Origin of the sequence: Iningainema tapete BLCC-T55, assembly GCF_014698965.1 — a bacterium.
Lineage (GTDB): Bacteria > Cyanobacteriota > Cyanobacteriia > Cyanobacteriales > Nostocaceae > Iningainema > Iningainema tapete.
Map to the genome: position 1 here is coordinate 41,369 of NZ_JACXAE010000067.1, position 24,376 is coordinate 65,744.

Annotated in this window: 20 protein-coding genes and 1 pseudogene; 13 read left to right on the forward strand and 8 right to left on the reverse strand. The window is 43.8% G+C overall.

Annotation, left to right across the window (positions count from 1 at the left end; genetic code table 11):
* Window positions 1–38: 38 nt before the first annotated feature.
* The 9 genes and pseudogenes from ICL16_RS19700 (at window position 39) to ICL16_RS19745 (ending at window position 9,001) form a co-directional block, all read left to right on the forward strand.
* Window positions 39–1,457, forward strand: a complete 1,419-nt coding sequence (locus tag ICL16_RS19700) for a GAF domain-containing protein (RefSeq protein WP_190830977.1) — start codon at window positions 39–41, stop codon at window positions 1,455–1,457.
* Window positions 1,454–1,897, forward strand: coding sequence for a response regulator (locus ICL16_RS19705; protein WP_190830981.1), 444 nt, complete (start codon window positions 1,454–1,456; stop codon window positions 1,895–1,897). The genes ICL16_RS19700 and ICL16_RS19705 overlap by 4 nt, the downstream gene beginning before the upstream one ends.
* 13 nt (window positions 1,898–1,910) lie before the next feature.
* A complete protein-coding gene (locus ICL16_RS19710; protein WP_190830984.1) occupies window positions 1,911–3,836 on the forward strand; it encodes a hybrid sensor histidine kinase/response regulator in 1,926 nt (641 codons plus the stop codon).
* Between the two features lie 102 nt (window positions 3,837–3,938).
* Window positions 3,939–4,118, forward strand: coding sequence for a hypothetical protein (locus tag ICL16_RS19715; protein WP_190830986.1), 180 nt, complete (start codon window positions 3,939–3,941; stop codon window positions 4,116–4,118).
* A 140-nt stretch (window positions 4,119–4,258) separates the two neighbouring features.
* Window positions 4,259–4,648: an Alr5209 family pentapeptide repeat protein gene (locus ICL16_RS19720; protein WP_190830990.1), complete on the forward strand. Its 390-nt coding sequence runs from the start codon at window positions 4,259–4,261 to the stop codon at window positions 4,646–4,648.
* A gap of 310 nt (window positions 4,649–4,958) precedes the next feature.
* Window positions 4,959–5,636, forward strand: a complete 678-nt coding sequence (locus tag ICL16_RS19725) for a 2OG-Fe dioxygenase family protein (RefSeq protein WP_190831113.1) — start codon at window positions 4,959–4,961, stop codon at window positions 5,634–5,636.
* Window positions 5,637–5,650: 14 nt separating this feature from the next.
* The gene (locus tag ICL16_RS19730; RefSeq protein ID WP_190830993.1) at window positions 5,651–6,505 is read left to right on the forward strand and encodes a DUF6920 family protein; all 855 of its coding nucleotides are present in this window, start codon (window positions 5,651–5,653) and stop codon (window positions 6,503–6,505) included.
* A gap of 673 nt (window positions 6,506–7,178) precedes the next feature.
* A pseudogene (locus tag ICL16_RS47750) lies at window positions 7,179–7,301 on the forward strand (photosystem II q(b) protein); the annotation flags it as partial.
* A gap of 416 nt (window positions 7,302–7,717) precedes the next feature.
* Window positions 7,718–9,001: a hypothetical protein gene (locus tag ICL16_RS19745; RefSeq protein WP_190830995.1), complete on the forward strand. Its 1,284-nt coding sequence runs from the start codon at window positions 7,718–7,720 to the stop codon at window positions 8,999–9,001.
* Between the two features lie 140 nt (window positions 9,002–9,141).
* Here ICL16_RS19745 and ICL16_RS19750 read toward each other — a convergent pair whose 3' ends face one another.
* From ICL16_RS19750 to psbQ, 7 genes are all read right to left on the reverse strand, one after another.
* Window positions 9,142–11,721 (reverse strand): PAS domain S-box protein, encoded by a 2,580-nt coding sequence (locus ICL16_RS19750; RefSeq protein WP_190830997.1) that lies wholly within the window; start codon window positions 11,719–11,721, stop codon window positions 9,142–9,144.
* Between the two features lie 15 nt (window positions 11,722–11,736).
* Window positions 11,737–13,731, reverse strand: a complete 1,995-nt coding sequence (locus ICL16_RS19755; protein ID WP_190830999.1) for a response regulator — start codon at window positions 13,729–13,731, stop codon at window positions 11,737–11,739.
* 91 nt (window positions 13,732–13,822) lie between these two features.
* A complete protein-coding gene (locus ICL16_RS19760; protein WP_190831001.1) occupies window positions 13,823–14,305 on the reverse strand; it encodes a hypothetical protein in 483 nt (160 codons plus the stop codon).
* Window positions 14,306–14,428: 123 nt separating this feature from the next.
* Window positions 14,429–14,992 carry a protoporphyrinogen oxidase HemJ gene (hemJ, locus tag ICL16_RS19765; protein WP_190831003.1) on the reverse strand — a complete coding sequence of 188 codons (564 nt, stop codon included), beginning with the start codon at window positions 14,990–14,992 and terminating at the stop codon, window positions 14,429–14,431.
* 134 nt (window positions 14,993–15,126) lie between these two features.
* Window positions 15,127–15,975: an alpha/beta fold hydrolase gene (locus ICL16_RS19770; protein ID WP_190831005.1), complete on the reverse strand. Its 849-nt coding sequence runs from the start codon at window positions 15,973–15,975 to the stop codon at window positions 15,127–15,129.
* Between the two features lie 131 nt (window positions 15,976–16,106).
* Complete coding sequence (locus ICL16_RS19775; RefSeq protein WP_190831007.1) at window positions 16,107–17,291, reverse strand: NAD(P)/FAD-dependent oxidoreductase; 1,185 nt, start codon at window positions 17,289–17,291, stop codon at window positions 16,107–16,109.
* A 55-nt stretch (window positions 17,292–17,346) separates the two neighbouring features.
* Window positions 17,347–17,814, reverse strand: coding sequence for a photosystem II protein PsbQ (psbQ, locus tag ICL16_RS19780; RefSeq protein ID WP_190831009.1), 468 nt, complete (start codon window positions 17,812–17,814; stop codon window positions 17,347–17,349).
* 257 nt (window positions 17,815–18,071) lie between these two features.
* Between psbQ and ICL16_RS19785 the strand changes: the two genes are divergently transcribed.
* Window positions 18,072–18,512, forward strand: coding sequence for a hypothetical protein (locus ICL16_RS19785; protein ID WP_190831011.1), 441 nt, complete (start codon window positions 18,072–18,074; stop codon window positions 18,510–18,512).
* Window positions 18,513–18,553: 41 nt separating this feature from the next.
* Here ICL16_RS19785 and ICL16_RS19790 read toward each other — a convergent pair whose 3' ends face one another.
* On the reverse strand, window positions 18,554–18,964 hold the full coding sequence (locus ICL16_RS19790) for a thiol-disulfide oxidoreductase DCC family protein (RefSeq protein WP_190831013.1): 411 nt from the start codon (window positions 18,962–18,964) through the stop codon (window positions 18,554–18,556).
* A gap of 143 nt (window positions 18,965–19,107) precedes the next feature.
* Between ICL16_RS19790 and dps the strand changes: the two genes are divergently transcribed.
* The 3 genes from dps to ICL16_RS19805 all read left to right on the forward strand — a co-directional run bounded on the left by dps (window position 19,108) and on the right by ICL16_RS19805 (window position 24,179).
* Window positions 19,108–19,689: a DNA starvation/stationary phase protection protein Dps gene (gene dps, locus ICL16_RS19795; RefSeq protein ID WP_190831015.1), complete on the forward strand. Its 582-nt coding sequence runs from the start codon at window positions 19,108–19,110 to the stop codon at window positions 19,687–19,689.
* A 70-nt stretch (window positions 19,690–19,759) separates the two neighbouring features.
* Window positions 19,760–22,522, forward strand: a complete 2,763-nt coding sequence (locus ICL16_RS19800) for a CHAT domain-containing protein (protein ID WP_190831017.1) — start codon at window positions 19,760–19,762, stop codon at window positions 22,520–22,522.
* A gap of 334 nt (window positions 22,523–22,856) precedes the next feature.
* Entirely contained in the window at window positions 22,857–24,179 is a 1,323-nt protein-coding gene (locus ICL16_RS19805) for a pentapeptide repeat-containing protein (protein WP_190831019.1), read from the forward strand.
* Window positions 24,180–24,376 lie beyond the last annotated feature (197 nt).

Consider the following 24,376-nt stretch of genomic DNA (forward strand, 5'->3'; position numbering starts at 1 on the left):
TCTTGAAAGTGATTTTCCGCTCTAACTAGCTGTACCTAATGAAACCAGAGATATTAGTAAAATTGCGGGGATTGTGTCGAGATGAAGCTGCATTTGAGCAGCTAAAGCAGACTTGGTCTGACGAAATGCAACATCTGGAGCAAGAAATCCATCAAGCGTATTTTCGGGTGGAGCAGCAGAAAGCATTGTACCGTGTAATTACTAGTCTGCGGGAACCTCTAAACTTGGCTCGGCTTTTCCAAACCACAGCTACTGAGGTTCGCCAACTTCTAGCAGCAGACCGAGTCGGCATGTTTCGCTTCTACCCAAACTCAGGTTGGGATGATGGGGAATTTGTTTCTGAAGACGTGGAGCCTCGTTTTGGGTCAGCAATGGCGCAAAAAATCCACGACCATTGCTTTGGAGATCGGTTTGCAGTCCATTATCAGCAAGGTCGAATTCAGGCAGTTGCAGATATTTACAATTATGGGCTGAGCGACTGTCACATTCAGATTCTGTCCCAATTTCAGGTAAGAGCCAATTTAGTGGTGCCGCTGCTTTTGGGTCAAAATCTCTGGGGATTGCTCTGTATTCACCAATGCCGCGCTCCCCGAAAGTGGCAAGCGACAGAAATCGAGTTTGTTACCCAAATAGCTAGCCATTTGGGTGTAGCCCTACAGCATACAGAACTCCTAAATGACTTACAGGCAGAAGTACTGGAGCGCCAGCAGGCACAGCAAGCAGTTCAAGTTCTCAACCAGGGACTGCAGCGAGCGATCATTGAACAGCAGTCCGCGCTTAGGGAGTTGGAAGCTTTTAGCTACTCTGTCTCCCACGATCTACGTGCTCCGTTGCGCAGTATTGATGGCTTTAGTCAAGCTCTCATGGAAGAGTACTGCGATCGCCTGGACGGAACAGGTTCGGATTACCTACAGCGAATTCGGGCAGCCACTCAGCGGATGGGGCACTTAATTGATGACCTTCTCAACCTATCTCGGGTGATGCGCAGCGAAATGAACTTTGAAACTGTGGATCTGAGTCTTTTAGCTAGTGAAATTTGCACTGAGTTACAGCATCAGTCAGAGCGGCAGGTAGAGTTGATTATTCAAAGTGTTCCGTTAGCCCAAGGCGATCGCCGTCTGTTGCGAGTGTTGTTAATGAACTTACTGAACAATGCCTGGAAATTTACCTCCAAGCACACCACCGCACGGATTGAGTTTGGAGCGAGCGAGCGAGCGAGCGTCCCAGTCTACTTTGTTCGAGATGATGGAGCAGGCTTTGATATGGCTTACGCCAACAAGTTATTTGGACCATTCCAGCGGTTGCACAAAATGAATGATTTTCCCGGCAATGGGATTGGACTAGCCACGGTGCAGCGAATTGTGCATCGCCATGGCGGTAGGGTGTGGGCAGAAGGGGCTGTGGAACAAGGGGCTACTTTTTACTTTACACTGGTAGCAGATGAGGCAGGGGCATGAGCGTGAGCGACAAAATAATTCTTTTAGTAGAAGATAATCCTGATGATGAAGCTTTGGCAATCCGAGCCCTGAAACGCAATCACATCAGCAATGAGATTGTCGTGGCTCATGACGGTGTTGAAGCCCTGGATTACTTGTTTGGAACTGGAATTCATGCAGGTCGGGATCTGTGTGTCAAACCAGCAGTAATTTTGCTGGATCTCAAGCTGCCCCGCATTGATGGTATTGAAGTACTGCGCCGCTTGCGAGAAGATGAACGCAGTAAGCTGCTACCTGTGGTAATTCTGACTACCTCTAGCGAAGAACAGGATTTACTCGATAGTTACAGCCTGGGGTGCAATAGTTACATCCGCAAACCTGTGGATTTTCTCCAGTTTTCCGAAGCAGTCCGGCAACTGGGAATGTACTGGCTACTGATGAACGAGCCACCACCAATTTAGGGAGAAAGTTTAGATGAAAACCCACCTGCGTGTTCTGATTGTTGAAGATTCTGAAGATGATACTCTCCTAACCCTAAAGGAACTGCGTCGGGGTGGGTATATCTTGACCTATGTTCGGGTGGAAACCGCAGTTGAGATGCAGGCAGCTTTAGACCAACAGCCGTGGGACTTCGTAATTGCCGATTATAGCATGCCTACCTTCAGTGCGCCAGAAGCCTTGAAACTCCTCCAGCGCCGTCAGCTGGATCTACCGTTTATCATTGTCTCCGGCACCATTGGCGAGGAGACTGCCGTCGCAGCAATGAAAGCAGGTGCTCACGACTACTTGATCAAAGGCAATCTCACCCGTCTCGTGCCTGCAGTGGAGCGAGAGTTGCGGGACGCTAAGGAGCGGCAAAAACGGTACAGTGCGGAACAAGCTTTACGGGAAAGCGAAGATCGTTTTCGCACACTCTGCTCCTGTGCTCCCCTTGCCATCTTTCAGACCGATGCCCAAGGGCAGCATACTTACAACAATCCTTTATGGTACGACATTTCGGGTCAAAGCGCACCTGATTCAGGCTACGGTTGGGATCGGGCGATTCACCCAGAAGACCGTGCTGAGGTTTTGGAGGACTGGCAGCGCACAGTGTCAGAACAACGCTCCTGGGTTAATGAACACAGGCTCCTTACCCCTCAGGGTGAAGTCAGGTGGGTACGTGTTCTTGCTAGCCCAATTTACTCCTCACAAGGTCAGTTTCAAGGTCATGTGGGGACAATCGAAGATATTACTGAAAAGAAACAACTGGAGGCGCAATTTCTCCACGCCCAACGACTGGAAAACCTGGGCACTCTCGCCAGCGGTATTGCCCACGACTTCAACAACATCCTCACTCCTATTTTGGCAGCTGCTCAACTACTTCCCCTCAAATTACCTAACCTTGATGAGAACAATCAGCAACTGTTGAAAATATTGGAAGACAGCGCAAAACATGGTGGTGATTTGGTTAAGCAAATTTTGTCGTTTACTAGCGGGGTGTCTGGGAGTCGTACCAACGTCCAAGTTCGGCATTTACTTTCAGATGTGGCGCATATTGCCCACCGAACTTTCCCAAAATCTATCGAAACGCACACTAATATAGCATCCGATCTCTGGATGGTTTTTGCAGATGCAACTCAACTTCATCAGGTGCTGATGAACCTCACCGTCAATGCTCGCGATGCCATGCCTAATGGTGGGAGCCTCAAAATTAGCGCCGAAAACTTTTGGATCGATCAAAACTATGCTCGGATGCATGTGGATGCACAGGAGGGTCCTTATATTCTGATTACTATTGCTGATAGCGGAACGGGCATTAAGCCGGAAATTATGGAACGTATTTTCGATCCATTTTTTACCACCAAAGAGTTGGGCAAGGGAACAGGTCTAGGACTTTCCACTGTGATGGGTATTATTAAAAGTCACGGCGGTTTTGTGACTGTGTACAGCGAGGTGTCCAAGGGCAGCATTTTTAAGGTGTATCTACCGAGTAGCGAAGTAAATGAAACTCAAGCCGCAGCCGATGCTGAACTACCAAACGGCAATGGCGAATTGATTTTGGTAGTAGATGACGAGGTGACAATTTGCGAGATTACTAAAAATACCTTGGAAAGCCATAATTACAAGGTTCTAACCGCCAGCGATGGAGCTGAGGCACTCGCACTCTACGCTCAGCACAAGAATGATATCAGTGTGGTGTTGATAGACTTGATGATGCCTGGTATTGATGGTGTTACCACGATTCTCACTTTGCAACGCATGAATTCGCTCTTACGAATTATTGCCATGAGTGGACTGATGCCCAATGGGGCAACTGCTCAAAACAATAGCCTCAAAATCCAAGGAGCCTTGTCAAAACCTTTCACAGCCGAGGCTTTACTGAGTACTTTACACTCGGTGCTACACGCTTCACAAACCTGACAACTTGTCCAAACCTCACAAGTTCCTCAAATTATTCTTCTAAATTGAAATTACAACCAACAAGGTAGTCTTGCTCATAATTTCAATCAAGGAAAGAATATTATGTATAAGCCAACAATATTACGGCAATTGTTTCAATCAATTCCAGAAGCTATTGGGCGTGTCATCAGCTTTATTTCAGGCGCAGTTACCAGAATTTTTGGACCTACTGATGACGACTATCCAAAAACAGGAGTTCAACCCTTTGAGGGAGATCCTGCTAAAGATAACAAACAGTTTTGAGTTAGGCCATACTTGAGTTATTAATTCAGAAAAAACTTCTTGAATTCATAACTTATTACTTCCGAGCAGGATGGGATGAATTCCATTAGGAAAATTAACAATCTCATTGGCGATCGCCAAACAACGAGTAAAGCTGTTATATGTCTGAAGTAAATTTTCAACAACCTATTAATTCTGTGGCTGCTCTTGTAGAGATGTACGCAGAGGGAAAACGGGACTTTAGTAGAGCAGAACTAGGTAATGCTGATTTGCAAGGCGTTAACCTTAGAGGTGCTGACCTCAGTTATGCTGACTTGAGTGAAGCGAACTTGAAAAATGCTAATCTTAGGGGAGCTGACCTAAGCTACACTGACCTTAGTCAAGCTAATCTAAGTGACGCCGATCTCAGGGGAGCCTTGTTAATTTCAGCTAATCTACGCCAAGCCTCTGTTAGAGGAGCGAACTTAGAAAAAGCAGACTACGATTACAGCACCCATTTTCCCCTAGATTTTGACCCGGTTAAGGCGGGTATGCAAACTGCAGGCAGTTGACACTCAACAGTCAAAAATAGACAGTACCCACCTTACGGGTATTTCAACCATTGCTTGGAGCATAAATACTTAATGTCATTCAATTTTACTTGAGCTTATAATTAAAGATGGGGTAAAAAATTAAAATACAACCCACGTAAAACAACAAAAAAGTAGAAGAAACAGACTGTTAGTAGTTAGGGATCATCAAAAAGTAAATCTGATTTAACTGCATTGTTGCTAGAGTGCTGGCAATTACAGATATTTTTATAAATGACTTGAGGATTGCCTAACCGATCTGAAGTAGATCAAAGTACAGGAGGCAATTATGATGTTGTCATCTTTAACCAAACAAAACTTCAATTGTGTTACCGACTACGCCTTAGAAATCATCAATTCTGTCAATTTAGATAGACTAAAGAGTTATTTTGATCATCTTCCTGTCGATCCTTATCTGGAAGAACACTATCGGTTCAGGCGGTTATCTCACTTTAAAGTGAGTTCCAATCGTTTAATTAAGTTGTCACATAGCCGCTTCTTCCAAAGTAAAGAATATAATCCGCTCTTGGGAAATGTTGTCAGAGAGTATCCAGAAATAGATGATGCACTGGTAGAGCTAGAAGATTTTCAAAAAATTGTTTGGGAGTTCTTCGAGTTTTGTAAACTGTGTTCCACCTTTGACGAGATTGGCGTTCATCAGATTAGAACCACTACTTCTTGTCAAAAAATTGGCAATCCAGCCCCCGAAGGCATTCATAGAGATGGAGTAGACTTGGTAGGGATATTCTGTGTGAATCGAGAAAGCATAGAAGGAGGAGAAACTCATCTGTACAAATTTAAAGATGAACCACCAGTTTTTGCACAAATTCTCAAGAAAAGTGATTTTTTAGTCTTCAGCGATCGCCAATTTTTCCACTACACTTCTCCAATCAAAGTCACAGCCTCTAAAAGTGGCAGCCGGGATGTATTTGTTTTAACATGTCCCGGATTAATTTCCGCCTCTAGGTAAAAGGGAGTAGGAAAATGATGGCAAAAATTTTATTCGCTATTAGTGCATTGCTTTTGATTACATTCATAACTCTAGTCATCATCCGGGTAAGGAATGATCAAGAAGTTAATCAGATTTGGCGATTGTGTTCCGCACACGCTACGCGATCGCTTGAAACAGTGCCAGCAGAAAATCGTTTCACTCAAGACATGGTTGCGGGATTACCTGCTCCTGTGCAGCGCTACTTTTTCCATGCTATTGCACCGGGAACTCCTGTTGGTTCTTCTGTAAGCTTAGTTATGAGTGGCAGTTTCAGGCTTGGGCAAGATAAACCCTGGCTATCGATGTGGGCAAAACAAATTATTTCAGCCAAAGGATTTGTTTGGAAAGCAGCCATTGGTCGTAGTTTGTTCCAGATGCGAGGAGCTGATTACTATATTAATGGATCGGGTCGTATGCAGTTTTCCCTTTGGGGACTCCTTCCATTGGTAAATGCCCACAGCCCTGATATTGTGCGCTCCAGCATTGGACGGCTAGCTGGAGAATTGGTTTTGCTGCCAACGGCATTGCTACCTAACGGGGGCGTGAGTTGGAAGGCAATTGATGACAGGACTATCCAAGCTAGTCTAAAAATTGATGGTGAACCTGTAACGCTGACATTAGTTATAGATCCTGCTAACGGGAAACTGCTGAAGCTTTCTGTGCCACGTTGGGGAGATAAAACAGAGGATGGTAGCTATTCTTACATTCCCTTTGGAGGAGAATATCAGGAAGAACGCACATTTGGAGGATTTACAATTCCCTCTGGGATGAGTGCAGGCTGGTGGTTTGAGACAGATCGATACTTAGAGTTCTTCCGTGCCAAGATTGAGCAGGCTGAGTTCCGTTGAAATTATTTATATCTCACGTATTTCTTTTGTAAAGATAAAGAGGTAAATTCATGAATATTATCAAAGCATTAGGAAAATACAGTAAAAGAATTTTTGTATTAATTTTTATCTTAGTCTTGGCATCCCTGCTCTTAGGCTACTAGCAACTTAATTTATTAATGTAAAAAATTTACATTCAAGGTAATTTTACCATAGCTGTGGCTACTGGTTCAAAAAATTTTAACTTTTATGACCGACGTCGTTCGTCAGAAGTTAGAGGGCAGAGGGCAGCTATATTTTGTAAAGTTTTTAAAATGGACAAGTTGTCGCTGTTCCCAGACAAGATGTTGTGGTTAAAAGTCCGTTATTTGTAGATCCTAATAGTGAACTCGTCCAAGTAGCTAGATCTGTAGGTATTTATGTTGGAGAAACTGTCTAGCAGGATCGGTTGGTGAAGAAAATAGCTCAAGATGAGTTTCTTATGCCCTCACAAGTTCCTCAAATTTTGAGCATAACTTGAAGATAAAGTCAAGCTTACTTGTTGATCGGCAATCCGGAAGTGATTGGAGATGAGCACAGTTATGCTTTGTACAAAACAAAAGTGCAAAACAAGATATGACTATGGAGAGAACGTAATAGGAGGTTGAATAGAATGAGTACCATCATTCAACGCCGAAAGGAATTAGATTTCATCTACCCAATTTGGGAAGCGGCTTCTTTGGATGAATGGCTTTACAATGGTGGTACCTACCAGTTAATTGTGCTGCATTTTCTCATTGGTATTTGGTGCTATTTAGGACGTCCATCATTCCGTCTTAGATAGCCGGGGTGCTGTGATTAACACAGAAGCAGATTTGCTGAATCGAGCTAGCCTTGGAATTCAAGCAATGCATGCTCCTAACACCCATAATTTCCCCCTTGTCCTGTCTAGCGGCGCACCTATTCCCCTCAGTTAAAGATTTTGGCGTTGCTGCCATGTATAAAAATAGTTTCGTGTGATTCCGAAACTTTTGTAGAGACGCGAAATTTCGCGTCTCTACTCACAAGTTCCTCACATTTTTTTTATACATATTCGTTTAAGGTCATCCTTGGGTAATAAATACAACTATTACCTTTACCCCACCCAAGGTTTACCGATGGTGTCTAGTAGAGATGGATTTTCAGTATATGCACACAGGACAGTTTTTCCCGTTCAACTCAGTTCAACCTTTATTGTGCTACATCAGAAAGAACATGAATAGATTTGTTCGTTTGCTAGGTGCGATCGCGTTCTCGTCTTGTGCGGCAGTACTAGCTATAGGCGAAGGAGCTTTTGCCCAGCTCAATGTAGGGCAGTATGGAGTTCAAGCAGGGCTGGAGTCAGAGTATCTCCAGTACCAGCTTTCGGGGCAAGATTTGACTCAAATGCGAACCATTCCTGCGTGTAGTGTGGGATTTGGTCTGGGGTGCAACAAGACTGCAACAGTACTTGAGCAATTACTTGAGTCTCAGGGTGGAGCTAGCTACCTTGAGTTGCTGATGCGAGCCTCTGGTGGGGAAGAAAACTTCCGCAATTTCGCTTCTTTTTACGGTAACAATCCTAATCTCCACCTGATACCATACGCCTCATTCTGGCGAAACGGCAGCCCCTATATAATGGATGGTTATCAATACCTTCTTGGCAGTCCGGTAAGTCAAACTCCTGTGCAAGGTTTGGGACAAGTCACCAAGAACTTCTACTGGGCACCTTCCTTGGGAGTTGGTAACTCCCAGAGCCTCCGCAGTGGATTGCTGAACTTGAAATACTCCTTTGGACGTCTCTTGTTTGAGGAGATCGCAAAAATTCCCAACCCCCAGCAGCAGATTCAGTCTCTGGCTCTGCCAGCAAATATCAAGCAGTTTTATTTAAATAACCTTTCTGGTGGGTTGAGTGCGTTGAACACTGGGGATGAGAACCTGCTCAAACAGAGCATTCTTAATGTACTTTCATTACCATTTTCCACTAGTGGCGGGGAATTTGGACGACCAAATATTGGCATTCCTCAGGAGTTTAATGGGCAGATTGCACAAACTCTTCCAGGAGATGTCTTCGTGGCGGCTCCTCCAGAATTGCCAGTGGCAGAAACGATAAGCCAAGATATTCCTTCCAACCTGGAAGAAGGTGTCTTCGTTCAAGAAGGCTCTAGTAAAAGGTTTCCCATCTGGCTCATCCCTGGCGGCGGTCTTGCTGCACTTGTGTTGATTTTATCCCTTGGTGGAGATAGTTCCTCAAGTAACAGACCTGATACCTTAGCAGCCGTTACACCCCCTGTTAGCAATCTGCCTAGCCCTATGGAATATCCTTCTACTCCTCCTAGCGGAACCGTTGTCCCCAATTACAACCAGGTCATTGAGATTCCGCCTACCACGAACATTATTCAGAAGCCGGAAGAGGAAGTGAAGGTGTCGGAGCCATCTATAGTAAAGCCTCTTGTGTTGCTTATTATTCTACTATACGTACTTGGTCATAAACAGCGGTTCATGCAGACAAATGCATAAAACGTGCAGATCTAAAATTGACAGATTGGGGGCACAACAAGCTGTTATAAACTCCAGCCTAAAGCTTCTGCCACAAAGCTTGCTAACTGTAGCGGATTAAAGGGCAAATCTGAGCGAGTTCCCGAATGTATTCCTCGTTGTCAATCACTAAAATGCGTTTGTCTGTCATAACTGCCATCCTTGTGTTGGTTCTGGGTAATTCTGGAAAGTAATTCCAGCACCCGTTGCTCAAATTCAAGCGCTGTTACGCGACTTTTTGTCAAGAACTCAGTTTGCCCTAGCTTGAGGCGATTTCGTTCAGAGTCGTCCAAATCTTTAGCAGAATAAACTACTAAAGGAATGTTGTGTAAGTAGTTATGCTGAGAAAGCCACTCTACAACTGCAAATCCATCTCGATCTGGTAAGATTAAATCGAGAATAAGCAAATCTGGATGCACTTGCTGACTTTGGCGGATTGCCTCCCTTGCAGAAGGAGCATGAAAAACCTCAATGTCATGGTTCTCAAACTGCATCATCAGTAAATGTGCCAAGTCATTGTCGTCTTCTACCAGCAAGATGCGGACTCGCTTATGAGATTTAGCTACAATCTGCTTGAGAGATTGCAGTAGGGATGTTTCATTTACAGGCTGACATACCCAATTAATAAAACCGCTATTGTCGTGGTTTTCATTCGAGTTCAACACATCAGCAGTACGGTTTTGTGGTGTTTGATCGAAAGAAGCAGCTGTTGCGTATGAATCTATCTTAGGAATTAAAGTATCCGTTTGTACACATACACTACAGAGCATAATGGGAATATTTTTTGTCTCCGAGTGCTGCTTGAGAGCCGCTATGACTTCCCAGCCATTCATCCCTGGCATGAGTAAATCAAGTAGAATCGCATCTGGTTGCAAGGTAATTGTCTGCTGCACAGCTTCCTCACCGGAAACGGTGGTAACAACCCGGTAGTTTTGTTCTTCGAGCATTGTTTGCAACACAGTCCGGGTTTTTAAGTCATCATGACACACCAACACTAAAGGGCTACTATCGGTGGTTTGCTCCTTTTCTTGAAGGATGGGAAGGGTAAAGTAAAAGGTACTTCCCTCACCCAAGTGACTCTCAACCCAGATGCGCCCGGAGTGTTGTTGCACGATACTGCGGCAAATTGCCAAGCCCAAGCCAGTTCCCTCATGGTTGCGCGAGTCGGAGGAATCAACTTGTTGAAAGCGTTCAAAAATGGTTTCGAGTTTGTCGGCGGGAATACCTCGCCCTTGATCCTTGACTTGAAATAGTATCTGATCTTCTAGGCGTTCGGCTGTTAACCAAACTGTACTGCCAGGGGGTGAGAATTTGATGGCGTTACTCAACAGGTTGGTTAGAGTTTGGATCAGGCGATCGCGATCGGCCCATAGCTTAACTGAAATGGGTGAAATTGATAAATTCACCCCATCCCGTTGTGCCATAGTTTGCATTACATCTACTGCCTCGGTGAGCAAATCAGCAGCATCACAAGCCTGTTTCTCCATCGTCACCTTACCCGACTCGATCCGCTCGATATCCAAGATGTCGTTGATGAGTCGCACCAAGCGATCTGTGCTGTCTACAGCAATTTCTAGCAGACGCTTACCCCGTTGCGAGTTAGGATCGAGTAGCCCACTAGCCAGCATACCCAAAGAACCGTGAATTGAAGTCAGGGGTGTGCGGAGTTCGTGGCTGACAACGGAAATAAACTCATCCTTCATTCGCTCCACTAGCTGGCGATCGGTAATGTCTTTAAAGGTGACAACAGCTCCCATCACCTCACCTTGTTCTTGAATCGGCGTTGACACATACTCAACGGGGAAACTCGAACCATTCTTGCGCCAAAAGACTTCGTTAGTAACTTGATGCACTGATGCATCACGGATAGACGCATAAATCGGACAATATGTCAAGGGTGAAGGTGTTTCGTCTAATTTGGCAGGGGGCAGGATAATATCTATGGGCTTACCAATTAATTCTGTCACCTGGTATCCCAGCAATTTAGCAGCGGCTGGATTCACAAAGGTGATTTTGCCCGACTTGTCCAATCCGCACAAGCCTTCTCCCATTGAATTTAAAATCAGCTCATTTTGACGGCTAACCCGCTTAAGAGCCGACTGCGTCCGCTGACGTTCCTCGAGTTCTGACTGCAACTGTGCGTTGACGCCGATCAATTCGCCTGTACGCTCTACTACTCTCATTTCTAGCTCATCCTTAGCTTTTTGTAGCGCTGACTCAATCTGCTTGCGTGAGGTGATGTCAATACGAATTGCTACATATTGATAAGGTTTAAGCTGATGATCTAATAGCGGTACAATCGTTGTATCTACCCAGTAATAAGTTCCATCTTTGGCACGGTTTTTGATTTCGCCTTTCCAAACTTGCCCACTGGTAATAGTCTTCCACATCTGTTGAAAGAATTCCCTGGGATGATAATCAGAATTAATAATGCGGTGGTTTTGTCCTAAAAGTTCTGCTCGAGAATATTTTGAGATTTCGCAAAATTTATCGTTAACGTAAATAATTGTTCCCTTGGGGTCAGTAATTGCTACAATAGAGGACTGATCTAGAGCAAACTTAATGTCTGCCAGTTCTTTAAGTGAGGCTTGCAAAATTTGCGTGGCTTCCTTACGTTCACAATCTGACAAAGCCAATTGACCTAATTTAGCCACGGCTAACCACATCTGCTGAACTTCATTTTCACATGAATTTGCGCTCATAAAATTTATTTTTAATTAACGATTTGAAACAATTAGTTCAGGTTTGGGTGCAGCAGGTAACACACAATTGCGTCCAGCAGCATGAGCTTGATGAAGGGCTGCATCTGCAACTTGATACAATGATTGCAAGTCAGTTCCATCCTCAGGATACTGAGCTACGCCTGCGCTGAAAGTTACCCGAAACTTGCTGCCGTCAGGGGCTAAAAACTCCTGTTCGTGTAGGGTTTTTAGCACCTCTTTAAGTCGCAGCACACCATCACTTCTGGTCATAGCATATATACCCACGACAAATTTTTCCCCACCCCAGCGTCCGACAATATCTTCGGAGGGAAATGATTGCCGTAGCAGTTGTCCGAATTGGCGTAATACCGCATCGCCAGTTGGGTGACCAAAAGTATTGTTGACAAGCTTGACGTTATCTAAATCTAGGATAGCTAAGCACAGCGGTTGATTGTGTCGCTGGCTTAAATGCAGGAATTTATCTAGGTCTTGGGTTGCTCTATAACGGTTAAATACTGTAGTCAGTGGATCGATGGAAGCTAAACTACGAAGTAGTTTGATTCGCTCCAAGCGATTGATAATGCGAGTTACCAGTTCTGGTCCGACAATGGGCTTGCTCACAAAGTCATCTGCACCTATAGCAAACACCTGATTCACAGTGGCTGCATCTGTGTGAGCAGTTAAAAAAAGTACTGGTAATGCGCAAGTACGCGGTTCGTTTCGCACCATTTGACACAGTTCAACTCCACTCAAATGCGGCATCTGAATGTCTAAAATTAGCAGATCCGGTAAAGATGCTTCTAGCGTTTCCCAAAAGCATCGGGGATCGTTGAGGGTGATTACCTGAAGTCCCCAAGGTTCCAGTAAGGTTTGCAGAGTAGCTAAAATTTGCGGATCGTCGTCCACGACCATTACCACTGCTTCTGTATCCGTGTCAAATCTTTCATCGGAGTTGGTTTGGGTTGCTGAAACTGGCACAAGGGGTGATTGCTCGATTTCTTGACGTAGTTTGAGCACTAATTTACGTAGGTGTTTGCCCTCTTTCAAACCCACGCACTTACCAGCTTGCAACAAATGTTCAATTTTCCTTGCCAGTTGAGAACCAGAGCTAAAACCAAAAGTGCCTAAAGAACCTGCTAGTGTGTGAGCTTGCTGTTCTGCTATTGCATGTAGTTCCTGACTGAGTGTATCTTGCAACGCATCTGTGGCAGCTTGTTCCAAGACGGACACTTGCTGACTAATTTTTCCTTGAAATCGCCTCCAAACTCCACCCAATGCTGCCAATGTCTGCTGTTGAATTTGTTCCACAGTAGAGACGTTGTCGGCAACGTCTGTGCTAAGTTGTTTGAGGCGATATCCGATGCCATAAACAGTCTCTACTAAATCAGCAGGAGCACCTGCTGCTTTCAACTTTTGTCGCAAACCTTTGATTTGAGTTCTGACTGCTTCTTCTCCTGGTGTATGGTCAAACGACCAAACGCGATCAAGAATTGCACTACAGCTAAACACCCGGCGAGGATTCCGCATAAACAACTCTAATAGAGCATACTCCTTAGCAGTTAGCTGTACAAGATGTTTTTCATAATGTACCTCTATGCAACTGGGATCAAGGCGTAAGCTTCCCCACTCTAGTATAGGCTGTGCAGTCGAATTGCCTCGACGCAGTAAAGCACGCACGCGTGCGACTAATTCCTCAGAGTCGAAGGGTTTGACGACATAATCATCTGCACCTGCGTCTAGCCCGATTGCTTTATCATGACTGCTGTCTCGACCTGTAAGCAAGAGGACGGGCATTTTATAGTCGTGCGATCGCAGGAGTCGGCAAAAGCTAATACCATCTAGCTTGGGCAACATGACATCAAGCATGATTAAGTCGTAATCAAAGGCTTCTACTAAATCCCAAGCTAATTCACCGTCTGTGGCAACTTCCACTGCATAATTTTGGTGTTCGAGGACTTTTGTGAGCGCAAGAGCAGTTAACTCATCATCCTCTACGATCAGAATTCTCATTGTGGCTCATCCCCCTAATTCTTGCTCTTGACTGTGTTAATAGTCTGCAATAATACATACGCCTTCCCTGACTTCAACACAGGAAAATCCATTACACATTTGCCGAAAGCAAAGGAATATTCTCTGCCAGAGCATCCTTAACAAGGATACCCTGTTCCCTTGCCCAAAACTGACTCAAAAAGTGAATTTGTCGCAACCCAACAATCAAATTCAAACCCGGTACAAAAATCCACGAAGCGCAAAGCGGTTCTTTCATTCCGGCTTGGCGGTAAAGTTCATTTACTGTTTTATATAGCTTGAACTGCACAATATAAATCCAAGCAACACCAAGCAAAGAAAACCAACCAAACCACCCAGGCACATCTGGATCGAATATGCGCAAAGCTTGAGGAACAGCTACACCTAAAACAAAAGGCGCTAAACATAACGTACCCGACCAACCATAACCGTTATAGCGTCGCAATTCCTCTTGTATAATCCACTTATACCACCCATAGTACAACATCAAAGTGACAACAGATAAGAAAATTACCCGCCACAACGGACGAGGTTTACCCAAAGGTTGATCCGACATATTATAGTTGGAGATATCAAATTTATATATTTTATACCAAACCAGGATTTACAACCAACAATGAAACGACATCTAATGTAGAGACGTTACATGTAACGTCTCTACATAACGCGCCACAATCGATTAACTCTGCTGCGACAATGCCGCTTCTTTATCGCGCCGACGTTTTTTAGCATAGAGTTGGATAGTAGCCGCCATAGCAATCACCAAACCAACAATACCCCAAGCAGTAATATCAGTAGGTAGATTATTCTTAAATACAGCAAGCAGCACAATTACCACCAGCATCACAGTAGGCGCTTCATTCAAAGCACGTAACTGCTGACTACCCCAAGCACACTGATCCTCTGCCAACTGCTTCATCAAACGCTTGCAGTAATGGTGATAGCCAATCAAAAGGACGACAAAAAGTAGTTTAACATGCAACCAAGGTTCTTTCAACACCTGTGGTTCAGTAGTCAGTAAACCGATCGCCATAGCTACCGTCACCAACATTCCTGGAGTAGTAATGATACTATAAAGACGCTGTTCCATAACTTGGTACTGCTTCTTCAGAATTGTACGTGCTGGTTCTGGTTCTTCATTAGCTTCAACGTGATAGATAAAAAGACGTACCAAATAGAACAAACCAGCAAACCAAACAACAATACCAACAAGGTGAAATGCTTTAAACCAGGAATAAGCCATGAATCTGTAACTCCAAGTGCCTTTGTAGTATTTAAAACACAGATAAACACAAATTCACACTGATAAATCATCTGTGTTCATCTGTGTCCATCTGTGGTTAATTTTAAAGAAATCAAAGCTACACAAATCTATTGTCAAGAACTAGAACAACGCACAAACGGCAAAAGATCTTGCAAAATCGTTTCGTGGTAATGTTCTTGAGGATAATGCCCAACGTTGTTAAGTTTAATTAACTCTCCTTGAGGTAGGGAATTGACAAAACTTTCTGCCACATCTACACTTAACCAAGGGTCATTCATTCCCCAAGAAACTAAAACTGGTTTTTGCCAACCTTTAAAGCCAGATTCAATTTCTGTCATAGCTGCTTTTAATTGAAAATTGCGCACCGTAGCAAGCAAACCTCGCCCCGCAGCAGAACTTTTTAAAAATGGTTTACGGTAAACATCCAAATCAGCATCATTTATACGGTAACGGCTACCACCTTCTAGGGTACGATCAACTAGTAGAGGATCTTGAGTGATCATTTCCCCAGCTAAAGGTAAACCCATTTGCTGAATTTGCCAAGGTAACTTTGCCCCACTGGAAACAGGTGTATTTAGTATAGCTATGTTGGCAATTTGTTCTGGGTGACGTAAGGCATATTGTAATCCCACCGAACCTAAGAATCCTTGTACAACTAGGGAAAAATGTTTGAGTTCTAAGGCTTGGATAAATTCGGCTATTGCTGTGATAAAAGCATCGGGAGTGTAAGCAAAATCTCTTTTTTCTGGTTTTGATGAAAAGCCAAATCCAATCCAATCTGGTGCGATCGCTCTTGTCCCTTGTTGTGCTAATGCTGGTAATATGTTACGCCAACTGTAACTTTGTGATGGTAAGCCATGCAGCAATAGTACAGGTAGCAAGTCACTTGTACCTATTGGAGTGGCTTCGCGGTAAAACCATTCTAGTGAATTGAGTTTAAGTTTGTTTTCTGTAACTGACATTGGAATTAAAGAAGAAAGGCAGAGGGCAGAGGGCAGAGGGCAGAAGGAAAAAATTATGAAGGGATTTAGACTCCTTGGGAATTAAGGACAAATCGCTCCTTCTGCCTCCTGCCTCCTGCCTCCTGCCTTCTTCAATTGGTATTGTTAGAGATCATCTCACGAATTGCGATCGCTGTGGCAGGTGCGAGTAAAACGCCGTTGCGATAGTGTCCGGTGGCGAGGAGGACGTTATTATATCCTGGGAGTTTATCAATAATTGGGGCGGGGCGTTTTTCTGGGCGGGGACGCAATCCTGACCATGTACGAATTGTAGTGGCAAATGCTAAGTCTGGACAATAGGTTAGAGCTTGTTGTTTGACGGATTCTAGCAATTGAATGTCTTTTGGTATTTCCATTGTGTCGGAGGGAAATTCAACTGTTGCGCCCACCCAGTAATTTCCACCTCCGACGGGTACTATGTGGACATCATTACCTGTGATTACTGGTTGAAAGTCAGGATTTCCTAACGGATAATTTAGCCTTAAGTGCAATGCTTGTCCTAGTACAGGGCGGATATCCACTATCTGGTTTAATTGTGTCGTTAATGCGTGGGAACCCAATCCTGCTGCAATTACAAACCAATCTGCGGCGATTTTTCCCTCTGTTGAAAGTACCTGAGTCAGATTTACCTCTCCCCTACTCCCCTCCTCCCCTACTCCCCTACTCAAGAGATCCCCCACTCCGCCCAAAACATCAACCCCAAATTTGAATGTCACACCCTGCTGCTTTGCTGCTTCAACTAAAGCCAATGTTAGTGCTGTGGGATCTACTTGGCGATCGCTTGGAGAGTATACAGCACTAGTAATTTCTTCGTCATCTATCTGAGGACAGATTTGCTGAAGTTTTGCCTTGGACCAAATTTCCAGAGGTAAACCTTGAGCCTGCCGAACTTCAACTAACTTCTCCCACTTAGAAATCTCTTCAAGCCCCCCTTCATAAGGGGGGTTGGGGGGTGCTTGCCCCCCTTGTAAAGAGGGGTTGGAGGGTAACAGTAGCATGAGAATGCCCTGCCGATTGAAAGGGATATGAAGTCCACTTTTAGCTTCTAGTTCGGGAATCAAGGTTTCATAGCGTTGAATGCTAGTGTGTCGCATTCGCCAAGCATTACCTTTGATTTTATGGCTAATGACACCCATCAAAACGCCTAGCGCCGCGCCTGTAGAAGCTTGTGCGGGTGGTTGTTTGTCCACAACCGTAATTTTTAAACCTTTGACTTGGCATAATTCATAGGCAACCGCCGCCCCAACTACACCACAACCGATGATGACTACATTCATAGCAAGCGTAAAAAAGAAAGAAGAAATTTTTATCTTCTTTCTTCATTATTAACTCTTAACTTGCTTGTGATTGAGTAGTGGTTTGGGGAAGTAGTTTGAGAAATTTGTCAATATCCGCAAAAGCTTTTTCGGAATTATTCAGGGCAGATATTTTGTTAGCTGTATCAGCCGCAGAATCAATTTTAACTAAGTCGTCAAACAACTCCCGCGCTACTTTACGTGCTGCGGTTTGATCCCGTTCGAGAAGATTGGCACTGAGGTAATTCATTGATAGCCTTGCTTCTGCCATGGGACCATGTATAAAGTTGCCCACCTTGATCCATTGTTGGGTTTGGATGAGTTGCTGTAATTCCGAAGCGCGATCGCGTACAGCTAAAATATTTGGTACATATTCCTGAATCTTCTCCAACTGAGCAGTAGTGTAGGTTGGAGGTGCTTTCGCAGTGGTAGGATTACCACAACTAATCAGGAATGTTGCCAACAAAACTAGAATCAGTGACAAAAATGAGCGTTGACGCGCCATATGCTGAAATTATTTATTAGAGTAATTAACAGTGTCATTTTAGATCGCAAGGGTATTTTATCGTTCTTGCTAGCAACGGATTTTGCTGAAAATCCGTCGCTAGCACCCAAATATTTTCCATTAAAAGAGGAATGGACGCATCGAAACGGAAAATTTTCAGTATAATTACTCAATATGTTCATCAGCTAAACAGCATTCTGGCGGTTTTTCTCTGCTCACATCTAAAATTCGTCGATCCCAAAATAGGAGTATTTTTCGTGAACGCAGCTGAGATGGCAACAAACCTTGAATTCGCCAGCAAAATTGCTACAGTAGTTAATCTATTTAAATTCGAGTTCCCTGATGCAAAGTCAGATCTCAAACCGTGGAAAAACGATCCGCAAACCAGGGAGTTAGTCGATCCAGATTCAATAGATATAGGCTTTCACTTTCCGGGAATCAGCAAATCTTGGCGCAGCCGTAGTATCTTGATTCAAATCCGTTTTTACCAAGACGAACTCAATAATTCACGTCGTGCTATCGGTGTGGAGATAGCTGGCTTTAACCATCTGGGCGAACAGTGGCGACTTTCTACAGTGGAAAACTGGCAAGTTGTTGGTGCAACACAGCCAGCACTAGAAGTCAAGGAAAAGCTAAAACAGTTTTGCCAAAAAGTACTGGAAGTTTTTAATACTGATTCGGTGTTTGGGGAAGGTTAATGGCTAATTGCTAATGGCTAATTGCAATGAACAATTAGCCATTAACCATTAGCCTTACAGCTACCATCAGGGCAGTAGGTAGATTCGTAGGTACTGGAACGTTTACCAAATAGGGTATAGCGGTTGTCGCGGATTTGTTCGTAAATGCGATCGCCTACCCATTTTACTCCAGGTAAAGCACGGTAAGTTTCTACAACTACATTACCAGCTGGTAATAATCGCCCAATTTCTTCAGCTGCTGCACTACCTTGCCAACGCCTTTGGGGATCGTTCGCATCTAGTAAAATCACACCCAACTCACAATTAGCAGATGTAATTCCCCATTGAGAGAGTGACTGCTCATCTTGCATAGGAATGTAACGAAATAACTTACCCTGGTCTAGAGTTTCCAACAGTTGTACAAAGGTAACGCAGAGGTTACAATTACCGTCATAGATAACGTAGTAATTCATCAGCAATTTATTTGTAGGTATAAGCTACCAACAGGTATTTTACAAAAATTATAATTATAAAAACAAAAATTCCATCTATCGGTAGAGAGTTGGCGCTGGTGAACTAATATTTGTAAACTTGATGAGAAGATTCAGGTACGATCATGAGCGAGAACAAGCAATCAACACGCCTTCACCCCACCCGCATTGACATTCCCGCAGAAGCGCGTTCTCAGATTATTGCAGTTTTAAACCAGACTTTAGCTGCTAGTTTGGATCTAAAAACTCAGACAAAGCAGGCTCACTGGAATGTCAAGGGCAAAGACTTCTTCCAGTTGCACGAAATGTTTGATGAAATCGCTGGCGAATTGGAAGAATTCATCGATATGTTCGCCGAAAGGATTACAGCTTTGGCTGGATACGCATATGGCACAGCTCGTATGGCAGCAGCGAATTCAATCCTGCCCGAATATCCTGTTGATATTTTAGAAGGAATGGATCATGTAACCGCTTTAGCGGATCGCTTTGCACCTTATGCTAAGCACCTGAGAGAAGCGATTGACAAAACTGACGAATTGGGTGATGCTGACACAGCAGACCTCTACACCGAAGTTTCTCGTACTATTGATAAGCGTCTGTGGTTCTTAGAAGCCCATTTGCAAGTCTCTGAAATGAAAGGAGAAAATGGCTCTGGAAATGGTGGAACAGCTACTGCTAAAACTCCTGAAAAAGCTGGTGTAAGATAAGCACAGATCCCCACAGATCCCCGACTTCTCTAAGAAGTCGGGGATCTAGGTATGAGAGAGAAAAACCAAGATGGTAGGAAAACGCTTCTACTTGGGAGTATGTCACTTTTTAGCCAACACCCTCAAGGGTGTGGCTACACGTACAAAGTTTGCCAGCTCCGGCTTTAAATTTATAGCCGGAGCTGGCAGGCTTCGCACAATTAGCCTCACACGAATAGGGTGTGGGCGGGCGTATTACAAAACTTATTTCCTACTGACGCTAGTAACAGTTTTTATAGTTTTGATCATTTCACCTGTTCTGGGACAATCTCAAGTGACTGTTCCAGTTCAGAGTTTGTCTAAATCACAAGAAAGTTTACAAGATTTATTACAACAGGGTAAAGTACTGTTTGAAGCGGGACGGTTAGTAGAAGCGCAAGCAGTTTTGCAAAAGGTATCTCAACAGTATCAGGTGTTGGGAGACAAGCTTAGGCAAGCAATGACTTTGAGTAATCTTGCTTTGGTTTATCAGCAACGTGGAATGTTTGCTGAAGCTAATAAAGCAATTAATAACAGTTTACAACTACTGGGCACTCATTCCAAACAACACTTGCAAGTTCAAGCTCAAACGCTTGAGATTCAAGGATCGCTGCAATTAGAGCAAGGACAAGCTGAGGTAGCTTTAAAAACATGGCAGCGAGCTATCGATACTTATACTCAAATTGGTGACAAAAGTGGCATGACTCGCAGTCGTATTAATCAAGCACAGGCTTTGCAGGTACTGGGATTCTACCGTCGTGCTTTGACAAGTTTGACTGAACTAAGTAATGATTTGCAATCTCAGCCAGATTCTTTAACTAAAGTTGTCGAGTTGCGATCGCTGGGTGATACACTTCAGTTAACCGGAGATTTGGATAAATCCCGTCAAGTTCTGCTCAAAAGCCTGGAACTTGCTCAAAGGTTGAAATACACTCCAGAAATTAGTGCAACGCTACTGAGTTTGGGAAATACTGCCAGACTTCAGCAAGATTACCAGGGTGCGATCGCGTTCTATCATCAGGTAATTGCCACCAATCCTGCACCACTCACCAAAGTCCAAGCTCAAATTAATCTTATTAATGTATTAATTAAGACTAATAAAGCAGCAATAATACCATCTATTTTAACGCAAATAGAAACAGAAATAGAGAAACTCCCCCTAAGTCAGGTAGCAGTTTATGCCAGAGTTCATCTGGCTCAGAGCTTGATGAAAGAGTGTGTAGGGGCACGGCAGTGCCGTGCCCCTACAGATCGATATTCAACACCTGAAAAAATTGCTCAATTGCTTGCTACAGGAGTTCAACAAGCGAAAGCGCTGGGTGATAAGCGAGCAGAATCTTATGCTCTAGGAACTTTGGGAAAACTGTATGAGCAGGAAAAACAATGGAAGAATGCCCAAAAGCTCACACAGCAGGCACTTGTGTTGGCGCAATTGGTGAATGCACCGGATATCGCCTATAATTGGCATTGGCAAATGGGACGCTTGCTCAAACAGCAGGGCAATATTCCAGCGGCAATTGCTGCCTATGATGCGGCTTATGAAGAGTTGCAGTCGATCAGAAGCGATCTTGTTGCAGTTAATCGAGATGTTCAGTTTTCATTTAGGGAAAGTGTAGAACCAGTTTACCGCGAATCTGTAGCATTGCTGTTACAACCACGAGGAGAAAAGCTGAGCGAAAAAACATTAGACAAAGCTAGGCAAAGAATTGAAGCACTCCAGCTAGCAGAATTAGATAACTTCTTTCGGGAAGCCTGCTTGAATGTGACAAAGGTTGTATTAGACAAAGTGGTAGAGCAAGATAGTCCCACCACTGCCGTTATTTATCCAATTATTTTACCAGACCAATTACAAGTCATTGTCAAAATTCCCAAGCTTCCTTTGCGCCATTTCTCGGTCAATAAATCTCAGACGGAAGTGGAAAATATTTTAGGGCAACTGCGGCAGTACTTGAATGAACCTGACACAATTGAAGAAGTTCAATCTCTGTCTCTACAACTATATAGTTGGCTGATTCAACCAATTGACTCTGAGTTACAACGCAGCAAAGTCAACACTTTAGTTTTTGTTCTGGATGGGGCGTTGCGAAGTGTACCAATGGCGTCACTTTATGACGGTAAGCAGTATCTGATTGAGAAATATGCTGTGGCTTTAAATCTGGGACTACAATTACAGACACCCAAGCCTTTAACACAGCAAAAGTTGCAGGTACTTGCTGGGGGATTGGTGCAACCGCCACCCAATTTTCCACAGTTTCCACCTCTACCGGAAATTATATCTGAGTTTAACTTGATTGCTCGCTCAGGAGTTTCAACTACAAAACTTTTAAACCAAAATTTTACAAGTAAGACACTGCAAGGTAAGATTAATGCCTCTGGGTTTAATGTGGTTCACTTGGCAACCCACGGACAGTTTAGTTCTCGTTCTGAAGATACATTTATTTTGACTGCGGATGGTCCAATTAATGTGAGCGATTTTGATTTGCTTTTGCGCCGTCGAGATGAAACACGCCCAGAAGCTATAGAAATGCTCGTCTTGAGTGCTTGTCAGACAGCAGCAGGAGATAATCGGGCAACTCTCGGTTTGGCAGGGGTAGGTATACGTGCAGGTGCAAGGAGTACACTGGCGAGTCTATGGAATGTGGGCGATCGCTCCACGGCAATTTTAATGGGAGAGTTCTATCGTGAGTTGACAACTGCCAAAGTCACAAAAGCGGAAGCTCTACGTCGCGCTCAAGTGACACTTTTACAAAAATATCCCAACTACAGTCGTCCTGGTTATTGGGCTGCTTACGTTCTAATTGGTAACTGGTTGTAGAGACGCGAAATTTCGCGTCTCTACAATCAACTCGTTCCCATGCTCCGCTTGGGAACGCCTTAGTTGGAGGCTCCGCCTCGCGAAATTTAGCACAGGCAGCAGCCCACTTGACTGCATTCTCTGGCTGAGCCTGGGAAAGAGAGAGCAAGATGTGATGCCATCCCAATGTTAAGAAACTTTACAACATTAGCATCAGGAGAGGGAACCCTGCATAGACAAGAGCAGCGCACGTATGGAGAGGTAAAAGTAGAGCCATTCATGTGAATTTAATTAAGTTCACAAAATCTCTATTTCTAAAACAATTTTAGAAGGGTTTAAAGAACCTGACGAAGCTATGAAGTTTTATCTGAATAACTACATTTATCCATCAGTATCAATCTTAGCAACAATTCTGGGAATTATTGGACTGCAATCTGCTGCTGTTCTCTTTGCTGATCCAAGTCAAGCTAAGGAGCAGGAAGTAGACATTTACAACTTATGTTCTAAATTCCCTCACAATTCCCGTTGCAAAGGCTATTCCATTCCTATATCTCTGGAAAAGCGTCCGGGTGATAAAGGTGAGTGTTCTACTGTATTTGATAACACCAAACAAACTGGCAGTTGCAAGATTGCTGTTACCCAGGATCGCCTAGAAGTTTACCTAGAGGAAGGGAAAAAGCTAGATGTTTTAGATAATCAGCGAGCAACCCGAGAAATCACAATTCCTTACAATCAAGTTGTTTCCGTAGATTATCTGGAATCTCACAAAGATAACAGAGCAGCGTTTGTAAGCTACGGGCTTCTTGGTGCGCTAATTGGGGCACCTTTTATGCAAAACAAGGAATTATCTGAGATAGAAATCGGCTACACAATTCCATCTGCCCAAGGTCAAGAGAGCCTTAATTATACGACTATCATAACAGGTCGCAAATTTGGACTTACTCTGATCGACAAGCTAAAATCCTCAACTCAAACTCGTAGTGAGGCTCAAGTTTTAAGCGAGTTAAAAAACAAAGCAATTACGGTAGGTAATCCCCAGCACATCCAGCAATTAATAACTACTAATAAGTGTAAGGAATGCGATCTTAGTGGGGCGCAATTGGAGGGAGCTAACTTGAGGAAGGCTAATCTTAACGGTTCTAACCTCAGGGGAGCTAATCTCAAAGGTGCTAATTTGGAAAAAGCCAACTTAGAAGGTTGCAACCTCAAAGGTGTCAATTTAGAGGGAGCCATTCTGCGCGGGGCTGACTTGACGACAAACAGCAAAACTCGGACTAACCTGCGCTATGCAAATCTCTCTGGGGCAAACCTTCAAGCTGCCAAATTGAAGGGAGCTAACTTAGGAGATGCCGTTCTGGAAGGAGCTAATTTAGAAGACGCAGACTTAAGCATAGCTGTTTTCAAGGATTTCTGGACAGGGATGAGAACAGAGTTTTATACCAGCTTAAAAGATGCCAATTTGAAAGCCGCCAATTTGAAGAGTGCTCAACTAGATAGGGCTTTTTTAGCAGGTGCTAATTTGAGTAGCGCTAACTTAAGTGGTGCTGATTTAAAGAATGCTAACCTCAAGGGTGCTAACTTAAGAGATGCTAATCTGACTAAAACTAATATGAAGAAAACCACTTTGTGCGGCGCAACTATGCCTGATGGTTCAATTTTTAACCAAAACTGCAACTAGTAAACGGGTACCGAGTTGAGGCTCTGCCGCCGTCTATGACAGTAGATTTACAATGCGGCTCTCCCGTAGTTATAAAGATATGTAAAACTTATAATTAGCTCAAATCTTTGCTGGATTTGGCATTCCCATGCCCTATGCTCTATGCCCAAAAAAGGTTTTCCACCACAAATACAGCAGAGCCAGTTCTGTTCGTAATA